Raw genomic sequence first — 18,169 nt, forward strand, 5'->3', positions numbered from 1 at the left:
CGTTGTCCCGGGTCATCCCTCTCCCTAGAGTCGTCGCGATCACACGAACACCACTTGAGGCGCCGGGAGCGGGACGATGAGCGATCTGGACGAGGACCGCCGCCTGGGGGAACTGGGTTACACCCAGGCCCTGGACCGATCCGTGGGGAGGTTCTCCTCCTTCCTGCTCGGCTTCGCGGTCATCAGCGCCACGACAGCGGTGTTCTCCGGATTCGGATTCGGACTGGGCACCGCTGGGCCGGCCTTCGTGTGGACGTTCCCCCTGGCCGTCGTGGTGTTCGCCATCTGGGCCCTGGTCGCTGCGGACCTGGTGAGCAAGCTCCCCATCTCCGGGTACGCGTACCAGTGGACCAGCCGTCTCGTGAGCCCGAACCTCGGATGGTTCACCGGGTTCGCGGGAGCCGTCGGCTTCATCAGCGGTTTCACCGGCGTCGCCTACGTCATGGCGGGCTACCTCGGGGGACTGCTGGGCCTGGACGTGACGACGGCCGTCCAGATCTGGATCTCCGTCGCCGTCGTGGTCGCGTGCGGCCTCATCAACGCCTACGGCGTACGGCTGGCGACCGTGCTGAACAACGTCGGGGTCGGCCTGGAACTGGTCGTCACGGTGGGCGCGACCCTCGTCATCGCGATCGTGGCCTTCGTCGTGACCGGGAACCACCAGAGCGTCGACTTCCTCCTGTCGCGCGGTTCGCACGGGGAATCGCCCTACGTGGTGGCGTGGCTGACCTCGAGCCTGGGCTGCATCTTCGGGTTGCTGGGGGTCGAGGCGGCCGCCGACATCGCCGAGGAGACGCGCGACGCACGACGCACGATCCCGCGGACGATGTTCTACGCACTGGGGGTCTCGGCGGTCGTGGAGTTCTTCATGTACGTCGTCTTCCTCCTGACCATCCAGGACCCGGCGGCCGTCGCGGGGAGCTCCTCGCCCATCGCCGACATCTTCGCGGCGCAGGTCTCGCCCTGGTTCGCCAAGGCTGTGGTCGCGGTGGCGCTGACGAACATCCTCGTGTGCGTCCTGGCCAACATGCTGGTGGCGACCCGGCTCGTCTACGCGATGGGCCGCGACAACGTCCTCCCCGGTTCGCCGGCCCTGCGCCGCGTGTCCGCCCGGCACAAGGTCCCGACGAACGCCGTCTGGGCGACCTGCGGGGTCTCCGTGCTGCTCCTGCTGTCCGCCCTGGCCAGCGCCCAGACGTTCTCCTACATCATCGGCATGTCGGCGCTGGGCTACTTCGGGGTCTACGTGATGTCCACGGCGGGTCTGCTCGTCGCCCACCTCCGCCGGCGGATCCCCTCCCCGACGCCCGGCTGCTTCGACCTCGGACGCTGGCGGGCCCCGGTCTACGTGGTGGGCCTGGTCGTGTTCACCACCGTGATGCTGGCTCTGCTGCTCCTGCCCGAGTTCCGGGCCAACGCCGTCGTCTTCCTCGTCGTCATGGCGCTGGCGCTGCTCTGGTGGCTGGTGCAGCTGCGCGCCCGCATCGCGCGCGGGGCGGCCGGCCCTCGCTACGCCCTCGCGGCGCAGGCCGCGAGCGGTGCGGCCGGCGCCACGGGCGCCCCCGCCGAGGGCACGATGTCGGCATGAGGGCCGTGGTGTTGCGCAGCAGCGAGCGTGCCGTCGAGGTCGAGGACGTCGAGCTGCAGGCGCCGCGGACGGGCGAGGTGGAGGTGACCATCGCCGCCGCCGGCGTGTGCCACTCCGACCTGCACGTGCGGCGGGGTGACTGGAGCGTGCCGCTGCCGCTGGTGATGGGCCACGAGGGCAGCGGCGTCGTCACCCGCGTCGGCCCCGACGTCCAGGGCCTCGCGCTCGGAGACCACGTCGTGCTGTCCTGGGTCGCCCCGTGCGGCCGGTGCCGCAACTGCCGGCTGGGACGTGAGGTGCGGTGCGAGGTCGCGGCCGGGACCGTGGCGCTGGGGGGCACCCTGAACGACGGCACCGTACGGCTGAACTCCGGCGGGCAGCCGGTCCACCACTACCTCGGCACCTCGGCCTTCGCCGAACGCGTCGTCGTGCCGGCTTCAGGGGCGGTCAAGGTGCCGCGCGAGGCCCCGTTGGAACCGCTGTGCCTCATCGGGTGCGCCATCGCCACCGGCGTCGGAGCGGTCCGCAACACCGCCCAGGTGCCCACGGGGGCGACGGTGGCCGTCGTCGGCTGCGGCGGCGTGGGGCTGTCGATCGTGCAGGGTGCGCGCCTCGCGGGCGCCGAGAGGATCGTGGCCGTCGACCTGCGGGCGGAGAAGACGCAGCTCGCCCGGCGCTTGGGTGCCACCGACGAGGTGCTCGCCGCCGCGGGTGACGACCTCGCTGAGCAGCTGCGTGAGCTCCTGCCCGACGGGGTCGACTACGTCTTCGACGCGATCGGCGTTCCCGCGGTGACCGCCCGGTGCATCGAGGCCCTGGCCATCGGCGGCAGCGCGGTCATCGTGGGCATCCCGCCCGAGGGCGCCCGGGTGGACTTCCAGCCCCAGAACCTCGTCGACCTCGACCAGCGCATCATCGGGTCCAACTACGGTGGCATCCGGCCGTCGCGGGACATCCCCCGACTGGTCGAGGAGTACCTGGCCGGTGAGTTGTTCGTCGACGAGCTCATCAGTGCGCGGCGCCCGCTGGAGGACGTCGAGGACGCGCTCGACCAGCTCGCCTCCGGCGCCGCCCTGCGTCAGCTGCTCCTGCCGGGAGCACCCGGAACCACACCACCACGGACCGACCGAGGAGAAGCATGACGCAGTACGCCGTCACCGACCCGACCACCGGGGAGGTCGTCGAGAAGTTCCCCACCGTCGACGACGCCGGGCTGGAGCGCGCCGTGGCCGCCGCTGCGGCCGCCCACGCCGGGCCCTTGACCGACCTGGGGGTGCCCGAGCGGGCCGCGCTGCTGCGTCGCGTCGCGCAACTGCACCGCGAGCGGCGCGAGGAGCTGGCCGACCTCATCGTCCGCGAGATGGGCAAGGTCCGCGAGGGCGCCCTCGGGGAGGTCGACTTCGCCGCCGACATCATCGAGTACTACGCCGACAACGCCGACGCGATCATGGCCGACCAGCCGCTGTCCATCCAGGGCGACGGGACCGCCGTGGTTCGGCGGTCCTCCCTCGGGCCCCTGCTGGGGATCATGCCGTGGAACTTCCCCTACTACCAGGTCGCGCGCTTCGCCGCGCCCAACCTGCTCATCGGCAACAGCGTCCTGCTCAAGCACGCCCCGCAGTGCCCGTCCTCGGCGGCCGCCATCGAGGGCCTCCACCGCGACGCCGGATTCCCCGAAGGTTCCTACGTCAACGTCTACGCCTCCGAGGAGCAGGCAGCGACGTTGATCGCCGACCCCCGCGTCCGCGGTGTCTCCCTCACCGGTTCCGAGCGTGCCGGCGCGGCGGTGGCCGAGGTGGCCGGGCGGAACTTGAAGAAGGTCGTGCTGGAGCTGGGCGGGTCCGACCCGTTCATCGTGCTGTCGACCGACGACCTGGAGGCGACCGTGCGCGCCGCTGTGGACGCGCGCCTGGACAACAGCGGGCAGTCCTGCAACGGCGCCAAGCGGTTCCTGATCGCCGATGAGCTGCACGACGCTTTCCTGAGCCGGTTCACGGAGCTGATGTCCGAGGTCGTGCCGACGGCGCCCACGGAACCCGACGCGGTGCTCGGCCCGCTGTCCTCCGTCCAGGCGGCCGAACGGCTCGAGGCACAGGTGCGGCGCGCGGTCGAGCAGGGCGCCACGGTGGCCACCGGCGGCGGCCGGCACGGCGCGTACGTCGAGCCGACGGTCCTGACCGGCGTGACCCCCGCGATGGACGTCTACCGCGAGGAGCTGTTCGGGCCCGTCGCCGTCGTGCACCGCATCGCCGACGAGGACGAGGCCGTCCGTGTCGCCAACGCCACCGACTTCGGCCTGGGTTCCTACCTGTTCACCACGGACCCGGCCCAGGCCGAGCGCGTCGCCGACCGGTTGGAGGCGGGAATGGTCTACGTCAACCTGGTCCTCGCAGACAGTCCGGAACTTCCGTTCGGCGGGGTCAAGCGCAGCGGCATCGGCCGCGAGCTGGGCCACCTCGGCGCCGACGAGTTCGTCAACAAGAAGCTGATTCGCAGGCCGTGAATCCGGCCACCCCTCCGGGCCGGAACTCTGCGCGGTGACCGCGAGCCGCCCTTGCGGGCGGCAACTCCTCCCCGGCGGAGGGGCCCGTGGCCCGGCCGTGCCGCCGCCACCCTGCTCGAGCGGGGGCACGGCGGGTGGTTCCTCCGTCCCCGGGTGCTCGTGCCCCGGGGACGGAGGTGTTTCCGCCCGTCCCGCGTCCGGTGCGAGACGTCCGGTGGACGTCGGGACTCCCGGCGCACCCATCGCCCGAACCTGTACCGGGAACCCTCGATTCCGGCCCTGGCCGAGATCGCGGGTGTCGGCACAGTGCCGAGCACGCCGACCACTTCTCCTACCTGGAGGCGTCGGCCGTCGCCCGCTCCCAGGCTCAGCGCGATCCCGCGGTGGTCACCCGGGTCGGCGAGGTGCTGCTGAAGGTGGAGCACGGTGGGATGGACGCCGTGCGCAGGTTCGCGCTCCAGTTCGACGGCACTGACGTCGCCGAGGTCGGTACCCGGGAGCTCGTTGTCGTGGACGACCGCCTCGACCCGGCGCCGCGTGCACCCAGCGCTCCGCCCGCCTGCAGGACGCCGTAGGTGCAGGTGGACGGGCGGGTAGGAACCCCCACGCCGCCGGCGGCGGTGCAACGGGCTGCGCCGGCGGCCGAGACGCTCACCGGCGGACGCTGAGCGGTCACCCGGCGCCCGGCGTGACGAGAGGGCTTGACGCGGCACGCTCGACGCTGATTACTGTGAGCAGGCGTTGGTGACACGAGTCACCACCGTGATGACCTCGACGAGGAGGCTGACCGTGCCTGCACTCCCCATCTCCCGCCGCCCCCGGCGGCGGCTGCGTCACGCGGCGCAGGTCGCCGCGGCCGGCGTCGTCCTGATCACCGCTGTCGGCAGCGGATCAGCGATCGCCGCACCCCCGCCTGCTGCACCCCCGCCTCCCGCACCCACCGCAGCCGCTGCCCTCGGCACCGGCACCACCGTGTTCACCCCCGCCACCCCCCTCGCCGAGATCCAGGCCACCGTGGACGCGATCTACGCCCGGCAGGTGAACAACCAGTTCGGAACCGAGCGCTACGCACTGCTGTTCGCGCCCGGCACCTACGGCACCGACGCGCAGCCGCTCCACCTCAAGGTCGGCTACTACACCGAGGTCGCCGGACTCGGCGCCTCACCGGACGACGTGACGATCAACGGCAAGGTCGAGGTCTACAACCGCTGCCTCACCAACGCCGACGGCACCCCGAACTGCATCGCGCTGGACAACTTCTGGCGTTCGGTGTCGAACTTCCACCTCGCCGTCAACGGCAAGGGCCAGGACGACTGCCGCGCCTCGGCGAACTTCTTCGCCGTCTCCCAGGCCTCGCCGATGCGCCGGGTCGACGTCACCGGGGGCAACCTGTCGCTGCAGGACTACTGCACGGCGGGCCCGCAGTACGCCAGTGGCGGTTTCATCGCCGACTCCAAGGCCGACACGATCATCAACGGGTCCCAGCAGCAGTGGCTGACCCGCAACAGCAGCGTCGGGAACTGGACCAACGGCGTGTGGAACCAGGTCTTCTCCGGTGTGGAGGGAGCCCCGAGCGGGACCGCCTTCCCGAGCCCGCCGTACACCACGCTGGACACCACCCCGGTCAGCCGCGAGAAGCCGTACCTGTTCACCGACGCCTCCGGCGCCTACCAGGTGCGCGTTCCCGCCGCGCACACCTCGACCCGCGGCACCTCATGGGTGCAGGACCGGACCCAGGGCCGCACCGTCGCGCTCCGCGACTTCTTCACCGCCACGCCCGCCACGTCGGTGCAGCAGATCAACAACGCCCTCGCGCGCGGGAAGAACCTCCTCCTGACCCCGGGCGTCTACGACGTCGACAAGGCCATCGCCGTCAAGCGGGCCGGCACCGTGGTCCTCGGCCTGGGCATGGCCACGCTCACCGCCACCGGTGGCACTGCGGCGATGACCGTCGCCGACGTCCCCGGGGTCGTCGTCGCCGGCGTCACGATCGACGCGGGCGCCCGGAAGTCCCCGGTGCTGCTGCAGGTCGGCACGAAGAACGGCAGCCACGGCAAGGGCAAGGTCGACCCGGCGAACCCGACGACCCTGTCCGACGTCTTCTTCCGCGTCGGCGGCCCGCACGTCGGCAAGGCCGACACCGCCCTGGAGATCAACACCGACCGCGTCCTCGTCGACCACGCCTGGGTCTGGCGCGCAGACCACGGTGAGGAGGGTTTCACCGCCGGCGTCGAGGGCGACACCGACCGCTGGAACACCAACACCGGACGCGACGGGGTCGTCGTCAACGGCGACGACGTGACGGCGACCGGCCTGTTCGTCGAGCACTTCCAGCGCTACAACACCACCTGGAACGGCGAGCGCGGGACCACCGTGCTGTACCAGAACGAACTGCCCTACGACCCGCCCACGCAGGCCGACTGGACCCGCCCGGACGGCACGCTCGGCTACCCCGGTTACGCGGTGGCTCGCGGGGTGAAGACCCACCACCTCTACGGTGGCGGCTCCTACGTCTACAACCGCAACAACCCCTCGATCGTGACGGAGAACGGGTTCGAGGCACCCACCACCCCGGGCGTGCAGCTGCAGCACCTGCTGACCGTCAACCTCGGCGCCGGGACCACCCGACACGTCGTGAACGGCGTCGGGGGACAGGTGGACAACAGCAACACCGGGACGCCGCAGTACGTGGTCGCCTACCCCGCCGGCTGACCGGCGGGACACCGGGCGCGGCCCGGGAGGGACGGGGTCCCGACCCTCCCGGACCGTGCGTACCGGCGCCTCACGCCGACGCGCGCCGCACCAGGTGCACGACCTGCTCCGGACGCGGGGGCGGTGCCTGACCGTCCAGCACGGCGATCACCTGGGCGGCGAGGTGGTGGGCCTGGACCTCAACGGATTGCGAGACCGTGGTCAGCGGGGGGTCGGCGAGGCGACCCAGCGCGGTGTCGTCGACCCCGACGACCGCGACGTCGTCGGGCACGCGCAGACCGTGGGCGCGCAGCCCGGTCAGGACCGCGAGCGCCACGTCGTCGTTGTACGCCGCGACGGCGCTGACCACGCCGTTCCCGTCCGGGCGCCAGGTGCGTACGGCGTGCGCGGCAGCGGTGGCGTCCAGGGCGACCTCGAGCGCCACCGGGGGAGGCAGGCCCAGCTCGGCGCACGCGGCCCGGGCACCGGCGAGGCGCTGCACGACGAAGGTGGCGACGCGATCGTCGTCCGGTGCCGCGTAGCCGATCCGCCGGTGGCCGGTCGCGGCGAGGTGGTGCACCTGGAGCGCGCCGGTGCGCTCCTGGAAGGCCCCGAGCTCGCTGGGCTCGCCGGTGGTGAGCACCTGGACGTCTGCGCGGGCCATCGCCTGCTGGTCCTCGGCGGAGAACGGCGTGAGCCCGATCACCACCCGCGGTTGGACGCTGCGCCAGAGCTCGGCCAGCGGCCGGGGGTCGCGGCCGTGGTGGAGCAGCAGGAGCAGGCCGCGCGCGCACAGCTCTTCGGTGAGGTGCTCGATGAGGGCGTCGAGGACCGATCCGATCGGCCAGTCCGGCAGGACGCACAGGACGAGGTCGCTGCGTCCTGAACGCAACGCCCGCGCGGCCGCTGAGGGGGCGTAGCCCAGGTCGCGAGCGGCGGCGAGGACGCGTTCGCGGGTGGGGGTGGAGATCGGCTTCGCGGCACCGTTGAGCACGTAGCTGACGGTGGTGCGCGACACACCGCTGGCGCGGGCCACGTCCGCGCTGGTCACCCGGGGCACGGCCCCATCTTGACGCCTGGGGCGGGGTGGTGGGTCCGCCCCCTGGAACCAGACCCCTGGGACCACACCCGTGGTGGTCGCCTGCGCGGGCCGCCCGACGCGCCGACGGTTCGGCCGCCGGGGCCGTCGTCGACCTGGCGACCGATCTCGTGAGCAGCAGCCGCGCGCTCACCGGTGTCCTGCTGAGCTGAGCGGCAGAGCTGAGCGGTGGAGGCGACGTTGATGTCCCATCGCCACGCCAGGACGATCAGTCCGATGACGGATCTTCACCCGGTGTCCCGGGCAGGCGGGTGACCTGATCACGCCGCAGCCGTCGCCGCGGTGTGAAGAGCGTCGTGCTCGACAGGGCTGAGGTAGCCGATGCCGGAAGGGCGTCGGTGGGGGTCGTGGAACGTCTCGATCTGCTGGAACGTCGCCGTCCCCCGGTTCCCCTCTCGTGGACCACGACCTGCGGTCCAGCAGTTGGTGCTGCATCGTGGACCGAAACTCTCCATCAGTCCGTTGTCGACGCTGGGAGCGACCCGGCCCACCGGTCCCAGCAGGCCGGCCGCCCCAGCGGCTTGCACCAGTCGGGCGATGCGGTTGCGCCCGCAGGCGATACCGAGGCCCAGGCGCAGCTCAGCGTGCACCCGTGGGGCACCGTGGGTAGCTCGCGAGGAGGCATGGACCTCAGCGATCGTCAGCGCCGCATCCGCGGTGGAACCGTTCGACGCAGGGCAGTCGCGCCGTGCGCGACATCCCGAGCGGGACACCTCGGCAACCGGGAGGTCACCGCGACGGGGACCGGGGAGGTCTCGTGCACTCGTGGGGCGAGTGGGAGGGCAGTGGCCGGTACATCGGGGGCGCGCACGAGCGACGCAACCGCGGAGCCGTGAAGTGTGCGGACCAGGGCAGGAGCGGGTTGTCTCGTCGGGCGGAGTGGACTGAGTGACGCGGCGAGTTCCCAGAACACCGTCAGAGGCATGGAGCTGAGGGCGATCATCAGGCGGGCGCGGGCGCGGGCGCGTGGGCGGGGGTAGCGGTGAGGGAACCGGGACGTGGCGCTGTACCGGCGCAGCCAGCACGCAGGTCCTCGTGTCCCCAGGGTGTCGAGGTCTCCGGAGGAGCAGGGCGACGAGGTCCGGAGGGCCTGTCCCCACGCTCGATCAGGAGAACCTCAGAGGTAGGTGGTCCCGGTCACCACGACGTTGGTCGCCCCACCGACCCACACCCGGGAACCGTCCCGCTCGACGTGCACCCGTCCGCTCCGGCCCAGCACCGTTCCCTGCGCCGCGACGTAGCGGGGCGGGAGGTCGGTGAGCCACTGCCCGATCCCCGCGTTCAGGCTGCCCGTGACGGGGTCCTCCGCGACGGCCCGGCCGTCGCTGAGGAACGCCCGGACCTCGACCTGCGCCTCGTGCCCGGCGGGGTGCCGCCCCACCACGCCCACGTCGAGGCCGGCCAGCGGACCCGGAACCGGTATCAGCCCCAGAACCGTTGCAGCGTCGGTCAGTTGCAGCACGACCCAGCGGGGTCCGTTGTGCAGGTGTGAACCCGAGACGACGTCCGCGGGGGAGATCCCGAGGCCCGCCACGAGCCGTTGCCGGAGTTCCGCCTCGAGCGGGCCCTCCCGGAACAGCGGCGGTGCGGCGAAGGCGAGGTGCGGTTCCTCGACGCGCACCTCGACCAACCCGGCCCCGCACTCCTGGACGACGACCCCGGGCGCCTGAGGGTTCCCTCCCGCGGTCAGCCACGCCCGTGCCGAGCCGAGGGTCGGGTGCCCGGCGAACGGCAGTTCCTCCTCCGTCGTGAAGATGCGCACCCGGTAGTCGGCGTCAGAGGAACCGGGACGCAGCAGGAACGTCGTCTCGGACAGGTTCGTCCAGTTCGCGAACCGCTGCATCTGCTCGCTCGTCAGGGCGTCGGCGTCGTGGACGACCGCGACCGGGTTCCCGCCGAGGGGCTCGGTGGAGAAGACGTCGACCTGGGTGAAGGGCAGCGTGGGCACCCGTCGACCCTAGGGGCGGGTCGCGGTGCGGACGAGGTCGGTCACGCGATGACCGTCGTGACCTCCGGCGCGTCGAGCACCGGGACGGCGACGACGTCGTCGCTCACCTGCGACCGGGCGGGTTCCGGGGCGCCGGTGAGGGTGCGGCCCAGGGCGACGAGCTGCCGCAGTCGTGCGTGGTCGCGGACCTCGGGACCGGGGCCGTCGGGGTAGCTCCCGTCGAGTTCCGCGAGTCGGAGGTCTCGGCGGGTCGTGAGCGGGTGGCCCGCGGGGAGGATCGCGACCTGCCCCTCGGTCAGCAGTTCCTCGGTGTCGAAACCCCGGGTGTCGTCGAACGGGCGGTGCAGGATCGCGACGTCGGCCCGGCCGGTGCGCAGCAGGCGCTGCTGCTCGGCGCGACCGCAGAGCAGAACCCCGACGGGCACGGCCCCTGGTGAACGAGGTCAGTCGCGGAACCGGCCGAGTTCCACCAGGTCGGCCTTGCGGATCGTCCCGTGCACGCCGCTCACCCGGTCCACGACCTGGGACACCGCGAAGTCGCCGGCGGCGGAGAGGTAGGCCAGCGCGTGAGCGGGATCCATCCCGAGGTCGACCAGCAGGGCGATCGCGGTGCGGACCGACTTCCGCATGGCCTCGCCGAGGTCCAGGTCGATGCCGATGGGCACCAGGAGTTCCGGGGTCTCCCCCCACAGCGCGTCGCGGACCCGGACGGCGTCCGCGGGGACGAGGTCGAGGCGGAGGGTGGCGCGCAGCGGTGCCTCGAAGGCGGTCAGCGCGACCTCCCCGTCGCCCTGGGAGTAGTGCGGGTCGCCGGTGTAGAACAACGCGCCGTCGACCTGGACGGGCAGGTGCAGCGTGGATCCGACACCGAGCGCCGAGACGTCGACGTTCCCGCCGTGCATCCCCGGCGGGACCGAGTGCAGGTGGTCCGGGCCGGGGGTCCCCACCCCCACGAGACCGAGGAAGGGTCTCAGCGGGAACCGCACCCGGACGTCGGTGTCCGGGCCGGCGGGGAGGCTGCCGCGGCGCAGACCGGTGTCGGGGTCGGTCTCGACCCGGGCCAGCACGGAGACGACGTCGACACCACCGAGCGGGAACTCCCCGGGCAGGGCGCCCCGGCCGTGCCGGTTGCTGACCACGCCGTAGTCCGCGCGCAGTTCCAGGGCCTCGACGGTCACCGACAGCACGTCGCCGGGTCGTGCGCCCCGGACGCGGACGGGGCCGGTGACGACGTGCGGGCCCTGGACGAGCGGGTCGTGCGCGACGGAACGGGCGATCTCGACGGCGTCGGCCAGGACAGTCGCCGCGTCGATCCCGCGGGCGGTGAAGAAGGCGAGCGGGTCGCGGCCCTGGTCCTCGAGGATCCCCTCGTGGCTCACGGTGTCCACGACGACGACGTCGCCGGGGTCGACCTCGAGCACGGGGCGGTCCCCGGCGCAGGGCAGGTCGCCCCACCGGACGGTGCTCGGCGTGGAGGGAAGCAGGTGGACCGTCACGGAGGCCTCCTCAGGGCTGGTCTCTGGAACGATCGTTGCATATGATCGGTGTCGTGGAACAGTCGATCCCGCTCCTGAATCCCGGCCTGCTCCGCTCCTCGGTCGGGGCGCCCGTCGCGCCGCCGCCGCGACTGCTCATGGGCCCGGGGCCGATCACCGTGGACCCGCGCATCCTGAGCGCCATGTCCGCCCAGCTCGTCGGGCAGTACGACCCGGCCATGACGGCGTACATGAACGAGACGCAGGCCCTCTACCGCGAGGTGTTCCGCACCACCAACGAGGCGACCGTCCTCGTCGACGGCACCTCGCGCGCCGGCATCGAGGCGGCGCTGGTGTCCCTCCTCTCGCCCGGCGACGTGGTCCTCGTGCCCGTCTTCGGTCGCTTCGGCCACCTCCTGCGCGAGGTCGCCGAACGCTGCGGCGCGGAGGTCCACACCATCGAGGTCCCCTGGGGTGAGGTGTTCACCCTCGAGGCCCTCGAGGCCGCCGTCCGCGAGGTGCGGCCGAAGCTCGTCGCGATGGTCCAGGGTGACACCTCGACCACCATGAACCAGCCCCTCGAAGGGGTCGGCGCGATGTGCCACCGCTACGACGCCCTGCTCTACGTCGACTGCACGGCCTCGATCGCCGGGAACCCCTTCGAGATGGACGCGTGGGAGGTCGACGTCGCCACCGCCGGTCTGCAGAAGTGCCTCGGTGGGCCGTCGGGCAGTTCCCCGGTCTCGCTGTCCCCGCGCGCCGTCGAGGTGATCCGGGCCCGGCACAGCGTGGAGGCCGGGCTGCGCGCCGACCCGGAGTCCGACGAGGACACCCTGCCGAGCCCGGCCCGCATCCGCTCGAACTACTTCGACCTCGGGATGATCCTCGACTACTGGAGCGAGAAGCGGCTGAACCACCACACCGAGGCCACCACGATGCTCTACGGCGCACGGGAGTGCGCCCGGCTGGTGCTCGAGGAGGGGCTCGAGAACGGGATCGCCCGGCACCGCCTCCACGGCGACGCCATGCTCGCCGGCGTCCGCGGTCTCGGGCTGGAGGTCTACGGCGACGTCGAGCACAAGATGCACAACGTCGTGGCCGTCCTGATCCCCGCCGGGGTCGACGGCGACGCCGTCCGCGCGGAGATGCTGAACGACTACGGGATCGAGATCGGCACGAGCTTCGGGCCGCTCGCCGGCAAGGTCTGGCGCATCGGGACGATGGGCTACAACGCCCGCAAGGACACCGTCCTCGTGACGCTCGCGTCCCTGGAACAGGTGCTCCGTGCGCACGGTGCGGACGTGGCGCCCGGCGGCGGAACCGTGGCGGCGCAGCAGGTCTACGCCCGGTGAGTGCGGCACAGCGCGCGATGGACCGCTGCGACGAACTCGCCGCCGTCTCCGCGATCGGGTACGGGATCGAACGCGTCCACCTCTCGCCCGAGCACGCCCGGGTCAACGAGATGGCCGCCGGGTGGATGGCCGGGCTCGGGATGCGCACCTGGCGCGACCAGGCGGGCAACCAGTGGGGTCGCCTGGAGGGTCGCGAACCCGGGCTGCCCGCGCTCGTGCTCGGTTCGCACCTGGACACCGTGACCGACGCGGGACGCTACGACGGGATGCTCGGCGTCGTGAGCGCGATCGAGGTCGCCGCCCGACTCCTCCCGCGCGCCGCGGAACTGCCGTTCGCGCTCGAGGTCGTCGCGTTCTCCGACGAGGAGGGCACCCGGTTCTCCACCGCGCTGACGGGCAGCTTCGCGGTCGCCGGCAACTGGCACGAGGACTGGTGGGGGCGGACCGACCGCGACGGCGTCAGCGTCCGGGCGGCGGCGGAACGGTTCGGCCTCGACCCCGCCCGGATCGGCGAGGCGGCCCGGGCACCGGAGGAACTCGTCGGGTACCTGGAACTGCACATCGAACAGGGTCCGCACCTCGAGGCCGCCGGGCGTCCCCTGGGGGTCGTCTCCTCGATCGCGGGAGCCCGGCGCTTCGCCGGCCGCGTCGTCGGTGAGGCCCGCCACGCCGGGGGAACTCCGTACGGCAAGCGGAAGGACGCCCTCGTCGGTGCGTCCCAGGTGGTGCTCGCCGTCGAACGCCTCGCCGTGGAACTCGGGGGCATCGCCACCGTCGGTCGGCTGCAGGCCTTCCCCGGTGGGGTGAACGTCGTTCCCGGTCTGGTCGAGTTCTCCCTCGACGTCCGGGCCGAGCACGACGAGCAGCGCGACGTCCTGGTCGACGCGATCACCGCCTACGCGCAGGAGTTCTGCGGCCTGCGCGGTCTGGGTTTCGAACTCACCGAGGTCCACGCCGCGGCGGGGGTGTACTGCGACGCCGACCTCGTGGAGTCCGTCACCGCCGGCATCGCCGAGACCGGTGACCCCGAACCCCTGACGATCTGGAGCCGGGCCGGGCACGACGCCATGGCCATCGCCGCCGTCACCCCGGTCGCCATGATCTTCGTGCGCTGCGAGGACGGCATCAGCCACGCCCCGGGGGAGAGGGTGACCCTCGAGGACGTGGCGATCGGGATCGACGCGTTCGAGGCCACCGTGCTCGACGTGGCCCGCCGACGAACATGAGCGAACCGGGCGTCAGGGGCCGCATCGAAGCGGTCTGGTCCGACCTCACCCCCTCCGAACGTCAGGTCGCCGAGGTGGTCCTCGAACGGGCCGACGACCTGGCCGGGTTCAGCGGCGCGGAACTGGCGGAACTCTCCGGTGCCTCGAAAGCGACGGTCAGCCGGTTCTTCCGGCGGCTCGGTTTCACCTCCTACGCCGAGGCCAGGGTGGACGCGCGGTCGTTGCGAGCCCGGGGGGTGCCGACGGGCGGTCTCCCCGACGGCAGCCCAGGGCCGGTCGCGGCGCACGTCGCGCACGACGTCAAGAATCTCACCCGGACCGCGGAGAACCTCTCTGCCACAGATCTGGACGGCGTCGTCACGACGTTGGCGGCGGCCCGGCGGGTTCTCGTCCTCGGCTGGCGCAACAGCTACCCGGTGGCGTTGCACCTCCGTGAACAGCTCCTCCAGGCCCGGCCTGACGTCTCCGTCGCACCGTTGCCGGGACAGACCGTTGCCGAGGAGGTCGCGGGACTCGACGCGCGGGACCTCCTGGTCGTCGTGGGTTTCCGGCGTCGGACACCGGCGGTCCCGGCGGTGCTGGAACTCGCCGCGGAGCTCGGGGTCCCGTGCGTCCTGCTCACCGATCCCGCCGCCGGGCCGCCCGCGGCCCCCGTCGCGCACCGGCTCGTGGTCCCGGTCGACGGTCCGGGAGCCTTCGACAGCTACGCCGCGGTCATGACGACGGTCGCCGTGCTGGCCGAAGGTGTCCTCGCCCGACGTGGCGGTGCAGGTCGGCACCGCGTCGGTGAGGTCGCGAAGGCTCACGACGCGCTGGCCGAGCTCGAGAGCTGACCCCGCGCCTCACCCTCGCCGGATCGACTGGAGCGGAAGTCGGCTCGATCCGCTCTGTGAGAAGCTCTTCGCTCCACTCCAGCGCGACGGAACCTGAACGACGAGGACTGTGCTCGAGCACGACGGAGCGGGGCTAGAGGACCGCGAGCATCCCGCCGTCGACGTGCAGCGTCTGCCCGTTGACGAAACCCGAGGCGTCGGAGCACAGGAACAGCAGCGGGCCCACCAGCTCCGCGACGTCGCCCCAGCGACCGGCAGGCGTACGCCCCGAGACCCAGGCGGTGAACTCCTCGTCGGCCACCAGGGCCGCGGTCAGTTCGGTCGCGAAGTACCCGGGACCCAGGCCGTTCACCTGGATCCCGTACCCGCCGAGGTCGGCGCACATGCCCTTGGTCAGCATCTTCAGCCCGCCCTTGGTGGCGGCGTAGGGCGCGATCCCGGGCCGGACCACCTCGCTCTGCACGGACAGGACGTTGACGACCTTCCCCCGCCCGCGCGGGACCATCCGCCGAGCCACGGCCCGGGCCACGGTGAACGCGCTGGTGAGGTTCACGTCGAGCAGCCGCTGCCACTCGTCGTCGGTGAACTCGGTGAAGGGCTTCCGCTGCTGCATCCCGGTGTTGTTCACCAGCACGTCGATCGGCGCGACCCCCTCCTCCAGCGCGGCGACCGCGGCGTCCACCGCGGCGGAGTCGGTGACGTCGAACGCGCAGGCGTGGGCGGTGCCGGGACCGAGCGCGCTGAGTTCGGCGGCGACCCGCTCCGCGGCCTCCGCGCTCCGTCCGTTGACCGCGACGTCGCACCCGGCCCGGACCAGACCCTCGGCCAGGGCGCGCCCGATGCCGCGGGTGGAACCGGTCACCAGGGCGAGGCGGCCGGAGACGTCGAAGAGGGGACTGGCGGTCACGGGGTTCCTCGCAGGTCGGACGGTCCAGGGGAGTGGATCGTCTCAGATCCCTCGACGGGCGCGTGGCCGGGCGGAGTGCTTGTCTTAGACGTTTCGCACCTGAGACCAGGAACCGCCCACGTCGACGTCGGAGGAACCCCATGACCGAGCACCACGGGTCGGATCGCGTCGCGGACGGCGGTGGTGGCCTGACCGGTGCGGTGGTCGTGGTCGCCCTGGTGTCGGCCATCTCGGGTCTGCTCTACGGCTACGACACCGGCATCATCTCCGGCGCCCTGCTGCAGATCAGCGACGACTTCGAGACCGGCAACGGCTGGGAACAGGTCATCGCCGCCTCGATCCTGGCCGGCGCGGTGGTCGGGGCCCTCACCTGCAGCCGGCTCAGCGAACGCCGGGGCCGTCGGGGAACCCTGCTCGTCGTGGCCGTGATCTTCGTGATCGGCACCCTCGGGGCCTCGCTGGCTCCCGATCCCGTGACCCTCTCCCTCGCCCGGCTCGTGCTCGGGTTCGCCGTCGGCGGCGCGACCCAGACCGCCCCCACCTACGTCGCCGAGCTGTCGCCGACGAAGTACCGCGGTCGCCTCGTCCTGTGCTTCCAGATCGCCATCGGGGTCGGCATCCTCATCGCCACGATCGTCGGGGCCAGCGAGAAGGTGGACTGGCGGATCTCGATCGGCGCGGCGTCCGTCCCGGCGGCGATCATGTTCCTGCTGATGCTCCGGCTGCCCGAGAGCCCGCGCTGGCTGCTGAAGTCGGACCAGGAGGACCGGGCCCGTGAGGCGCTCGAACGCGTCCGGCCCGACCGCGCCGACGTGGACGGGGAACTGCGCGAGATCAGCGGACTCGTGCACGCCGAGAGCGAGGCCAGCACCAAGGGCTGGCGGGGTCTGCGCGAGGCGTGGGTGCGGCCGGCGCTGATCGTCGGCTGCGGGTTGGCGATCTTCACCCAGCTGTCCGGGATCGAGATGATCGTCTACTACTCCCCGACGATCCTCACCGACAACGGGTTCTCCGACAGCACGGCGCTGCAGGTCTCGGTCGCCCTCGGCGCCACCTACCTGCTCACCCAGCTCATCGGCCTCGCCATCATCGACCGGGTCGGGCGGCGTCGGCTCACGCTCATCACCCTCCCGGGGGCGGCCCTGTCGCTGATCGTGCTGGGCACGTTCTTCGTCACCGGCCACGACGGCAAGGCGCAGGTCCCGTGGATCGTCGCCACCCTCATCGCGTTCATGGCCTTCACCGCCGGGGGGATCCAGCTCATGGGCTGGCTCACGGGTTCCGAGATCTACCCGCTCGCCACCCGGTCCGCGGGCGCCGCCGCCCAGTCGGCGTCGTTGTGGGGGACGAACCTGCTCATCACGTTGTCGCTGCTGAGCATCATCGACACGATCGGCACGGGCCAGACGTTCTGGCTCTACGCCGCGTTCAACGTCGTCTCGTTCGTCTTCCTCTACCGCAAGATGCCCGAGCTCACGGGGCACAGCCTGGAGGAGATCGAGAGCCGGCTGCACGAGGGCCGGTTCCGCCCGCGCGACTTCGCGCAGGCCCGCGAGAAGACGTCCGCACGGTGATCGTCCGCCCGGTGACGGTTCACGCCAGGTGCGCGTCGACGAACTGCAACCACCCGGGGACCAGGCTGCGCCAGTAGCCCATGGTGTGGGCGCCGTCGCCGATCCCGCCCGCCGGGGCGGGATCGCAGGCCGCCCGGTACGCCTCGGTCCGGGCCCGGAAGGGGTCGTCGACCCCGCAGGACACCGAGAGGGCGACCGACCCCGTCGCCGGGTCGGGGACCAGGTCGCCGAACTCCCGCCAGTCGGCGGCGTCGTCGAAGGATCCCGCCGACGTCGCTCCGGCGGAGGCGAACAACGCCGGGCTCCCCGCGGCCGCGGCGACGAGCTCCCCGGACGTGGGGAACCGTCCCGCGGTGACCTCCCGGGCCAGCAGGAGGGCGCCGAAGCCACCCATCGACCACCCCGTGACCGCCCAGCGGGACAGGTCGAACCCCGTGTCGAGGAGTCGGGGGAACAGTTCCTCGCGCAGCATCGCGAGCGGGTCGTCACCGTCCGCGCGGGGGTGCCAGTAGGTCGACCCGCCGTCGACGGAGACCACGGCCAGCGGTGACCCACCGGCGTCGACGTGCGCGGCGAGGAACTGGTGGACGCCGAGCTGGGTGAACGCGACGCGCGCGTCGTCACCGCGGCCGTGCAGGACGAGGAGCACCGGCAGACCGGCCGGGGCCACGCCCGGGGGAGCCGCCCAGCCCCAGGTCACCGGGCGGCCGCGGGACGCGGAGTCGAAGGTCGCGAACACGGGTTCGCCGGCCCCGGCCGACGGCACGGGATCCGCGACCTGCCCGATGCCCAGGGTCGAGCGGATCCGGCTCCGGACGGGCCGGACCTCCAGGGCCACCGCGGCCCCGCCCACGACGAGCACACCGGCACCGGTCGCGAGCACTGCCCGCCGCGTCGAGGTGGTCACTCTCCGATGGTGGCCCGGCACCCCCGTCGAGGGGTGCCGGTCACCGGATCTCCGCGAGGACTCCCC

At 72.3% G+C, this 18,169-nt stretch carries 14 protein-coding genes and 1 pseudogene; 8 read left to right on the plus strand and 7 right to left on the minus strand.

From position 1 onward, the window contains the following. The first annotated feature begins 76 nt into the window (after positions 1–76). From ACFQ46_RS16950 to ACFQ46_RS16965, 4 genes are all read left to right on the plus strand, one after another. Complete coding sequence (locus tag ACFQ46_RS16950; protein WP_380260558.1) at positions 77–1,588, plus strand: APC family permease; 1,512 nt, start codon at positions 77–79, stop codon at positions 1,586–1,588. Then, a complete protein-coding gene (locus tag ACFQ46_RS16955) occupies positions 1,585–2,730 on the plus strand; it encodes a Zn-dependent alcohol dehydrogenase (RefSeq protein WP_380260559.1) in 1,146 nt (381 codons plus the stop codon). Before ACFQ46_RS16950 ends, ACFQ46_RS16955 begins: the two co-directional genes overlap by 4 nt. Continuing rightward, positions 2,727–4,091, plus strand: coding sequence for an NAD-dependent succinate-semialdehyde dehydrogenase (locus ACFQ46_RS16960; protein WP_380260560.1), 1,365 nt, complete (start codon positions 2,727–2,729; stop codon positions 4,089–4,091). Before ACFQ46_RS16955 ends, ACFQ46_RS16960 begins: the two co-directional genes overlap by 4 nt. A 765-nt stretch (positions 4,092–4,856) precedes the next feature. Beyond that, the gene (locus ACFQ46_RS16965) at positions 4,857–6,803 is read left to right on the plus strand and encodes an adenylyl cyclase (protein WP_380260956.1); all 1,947 of its coding nucleotides are present in this window, start codon (positions 4,857–4,859) and stop codon (positions 6,801–6,803) included. A gap of 70 nt (positions 6,804–6,873) precedes the next feature. On the opposite strand, the gene ACFQ46_RS16970 is transcribed toward ACFQ46_RS16965, so the two are convergent. From ACFQ46_RS16970 to ACFQ46_RS16990, 5 genes and pseudogenes are all read right to left on the minus strand, one after another. Then, entirely contained in the window at positions 6,874–7,842 is a 969-nt protein-coding gene (locus tag ACFQ46_RS16970) for a LacI family DNA-binding transcriptional regulator (protein WP_380260561.1), read from the minus strand. Between the two features lie 299 nt (positions 7,843–8,141). Next, positions 8,142–8,981 carry an IS3 family transposase gene (locus tag ACFQ46_RS16975; RefSeq protein ID WP_380260562.1) on the minus strand — a complete coding sequence of 280 codons (840 nt, stop codon included), beginning with the start codon at positions 8,979–8,981 and terminating at the stop codon, positions 8,142–8,144. A gap of 17 nt (positions 8,982–8,998) precedes the next feature. Further along, on the minus strand, positions 8,999–9,829 hold the full coding sequence (locus ACFQ46_RS16980) for a PhzF family phenazine biosynthesis protein (protein WP_380260563.1): 831 nt from the start codon (positions 9,827–9,829) through the stop codon (positions 8,999–9,001). A gap of 41 nt (positions 9,830–9,870) precedes the next feature. Next, positions 9,871–10,263, minus strand: a pseudogene (locus tag ACFQ46_RS16985) (LysR substrate-binding domain-containing protein); the annotation flags it as partial. Positions 10,264–10,272: 9 nt separating this feature from the next. Continuing rightward, positions 10,273–11,325, minus strand: coding sequence for an acetamidase/formamidase family protein (locus ACFQ46_RS16990; RefSeq protein WP_380260564.1), 1,053 nt, complete (start codon positions 11,323–11,325; stop codon positions 10,273–10,275). Between the two features lie 137 nt (positions 11,326–11,462). Between ACFQ46_RS16990 and ACFQ46_RS16995 the strand changes: the two genes are divergently transcribed. The 3 genes from ACFQ46_RS16995 to ACFQ46_RS17005 are packed head-to-tail and all read left to right on the plus strand — an operon-like array spanning position 11,463 to position 14,715. Beyond that, positions 11,463–12,656, plus strand: coding sequence for a pyridoxal-phosphate-dependent aminotransferase family protein (locus ACFQ46_RS16995; protein WP_380260958.1), 1,194 nt, complete (start codon positions 11,463–11,465; stop codon positions 12,654–12,656). Between the two features lie 17 nt (positions 12,657–12,673). After that, positions 12,674–13,882 carry an allantoate amidohydrolase gene (locus tag ACFQ46_RS17000; protein ID WP_380260960.1) on the plus strand — a complete coding sequence of 403 codons (1,209 nt, stop codon included), beginning with the start codon at positions 12,674–12,676 and terminating at the stop codon, positions 13,880–13,882. Then, the gene (locus tag ACFQ46_RS17005; protein ID WP_380260565.1) at positions 13,879–14,715 is read left to right on the plus strand and encodes a MurR/RpiR family transcriptional regulator; all 837 of its coding nucleotides are present in this window, start codon (positions 13,879–13,881) and stop codon (positions 14,713–14,715) included. The genes ACFQ46_RS17000 and ACFQ46_RS17005 overlap by 4 nt, the downstream gene beginning before the upstream one ends. Before the next feature lie 133 nt (positions 14,716–14,848). On the opposite strand, the gene ACFQ46_RS17010 is transcribed toward ACFQ46_RS17005, so the two are convergent. Further along, a complete protein-coding gene (locus tag ACFQ46_RS17010; protein WP_380260566.1) occupies positions 14,849–15,622 on the minus strand; it encodes an SDR family oxidoreductase in 774 nt (257 codons plus the stop codon). A 200-nt stretch (positions 15,623–15,822) separates the two neighbouring features. Between ACFQ46_RS17010 and ACFQ46_RS17015 the strand changes: the two genes are divergently transcribed. Then, positions 15,823–17,196, plus strand: coding sequence for a sugar porter family MFS transporter (locus ACFQ46_RS17015; RefSeq protein WP_380260962.1), 1,374 nt, complete (start codon positions 15,823–15,825; stop codon positions 17,194–17,196). Between the two features lie 19 nt (positions 17,197–17,215). Here the strand turns inward: ACFQ46_RS17015 and ACFQ46_RS17020 are convergent, their stop codons facing one another. Further along, positions 17,216–18,103, minus strand: a complete 888-nt coding sequence (locus ACFQ46_RS17020; protein ID WP_380260567.1) for an alpha/beta hydrolase — start codon at positions 18,101–18,103, stop codon at positions 17,216–17,218. Positions 18,104–18,169 lie beyond the last annotated feature (66 nt).

Source organism: Kineococcus sp. GCM10028916, assembly GCF_042674865.1.
GTDB lineage: Bacteria > Actinomycetota > Actinomycetes > Actinomycetales > Kineococcaceae > Kineococcus.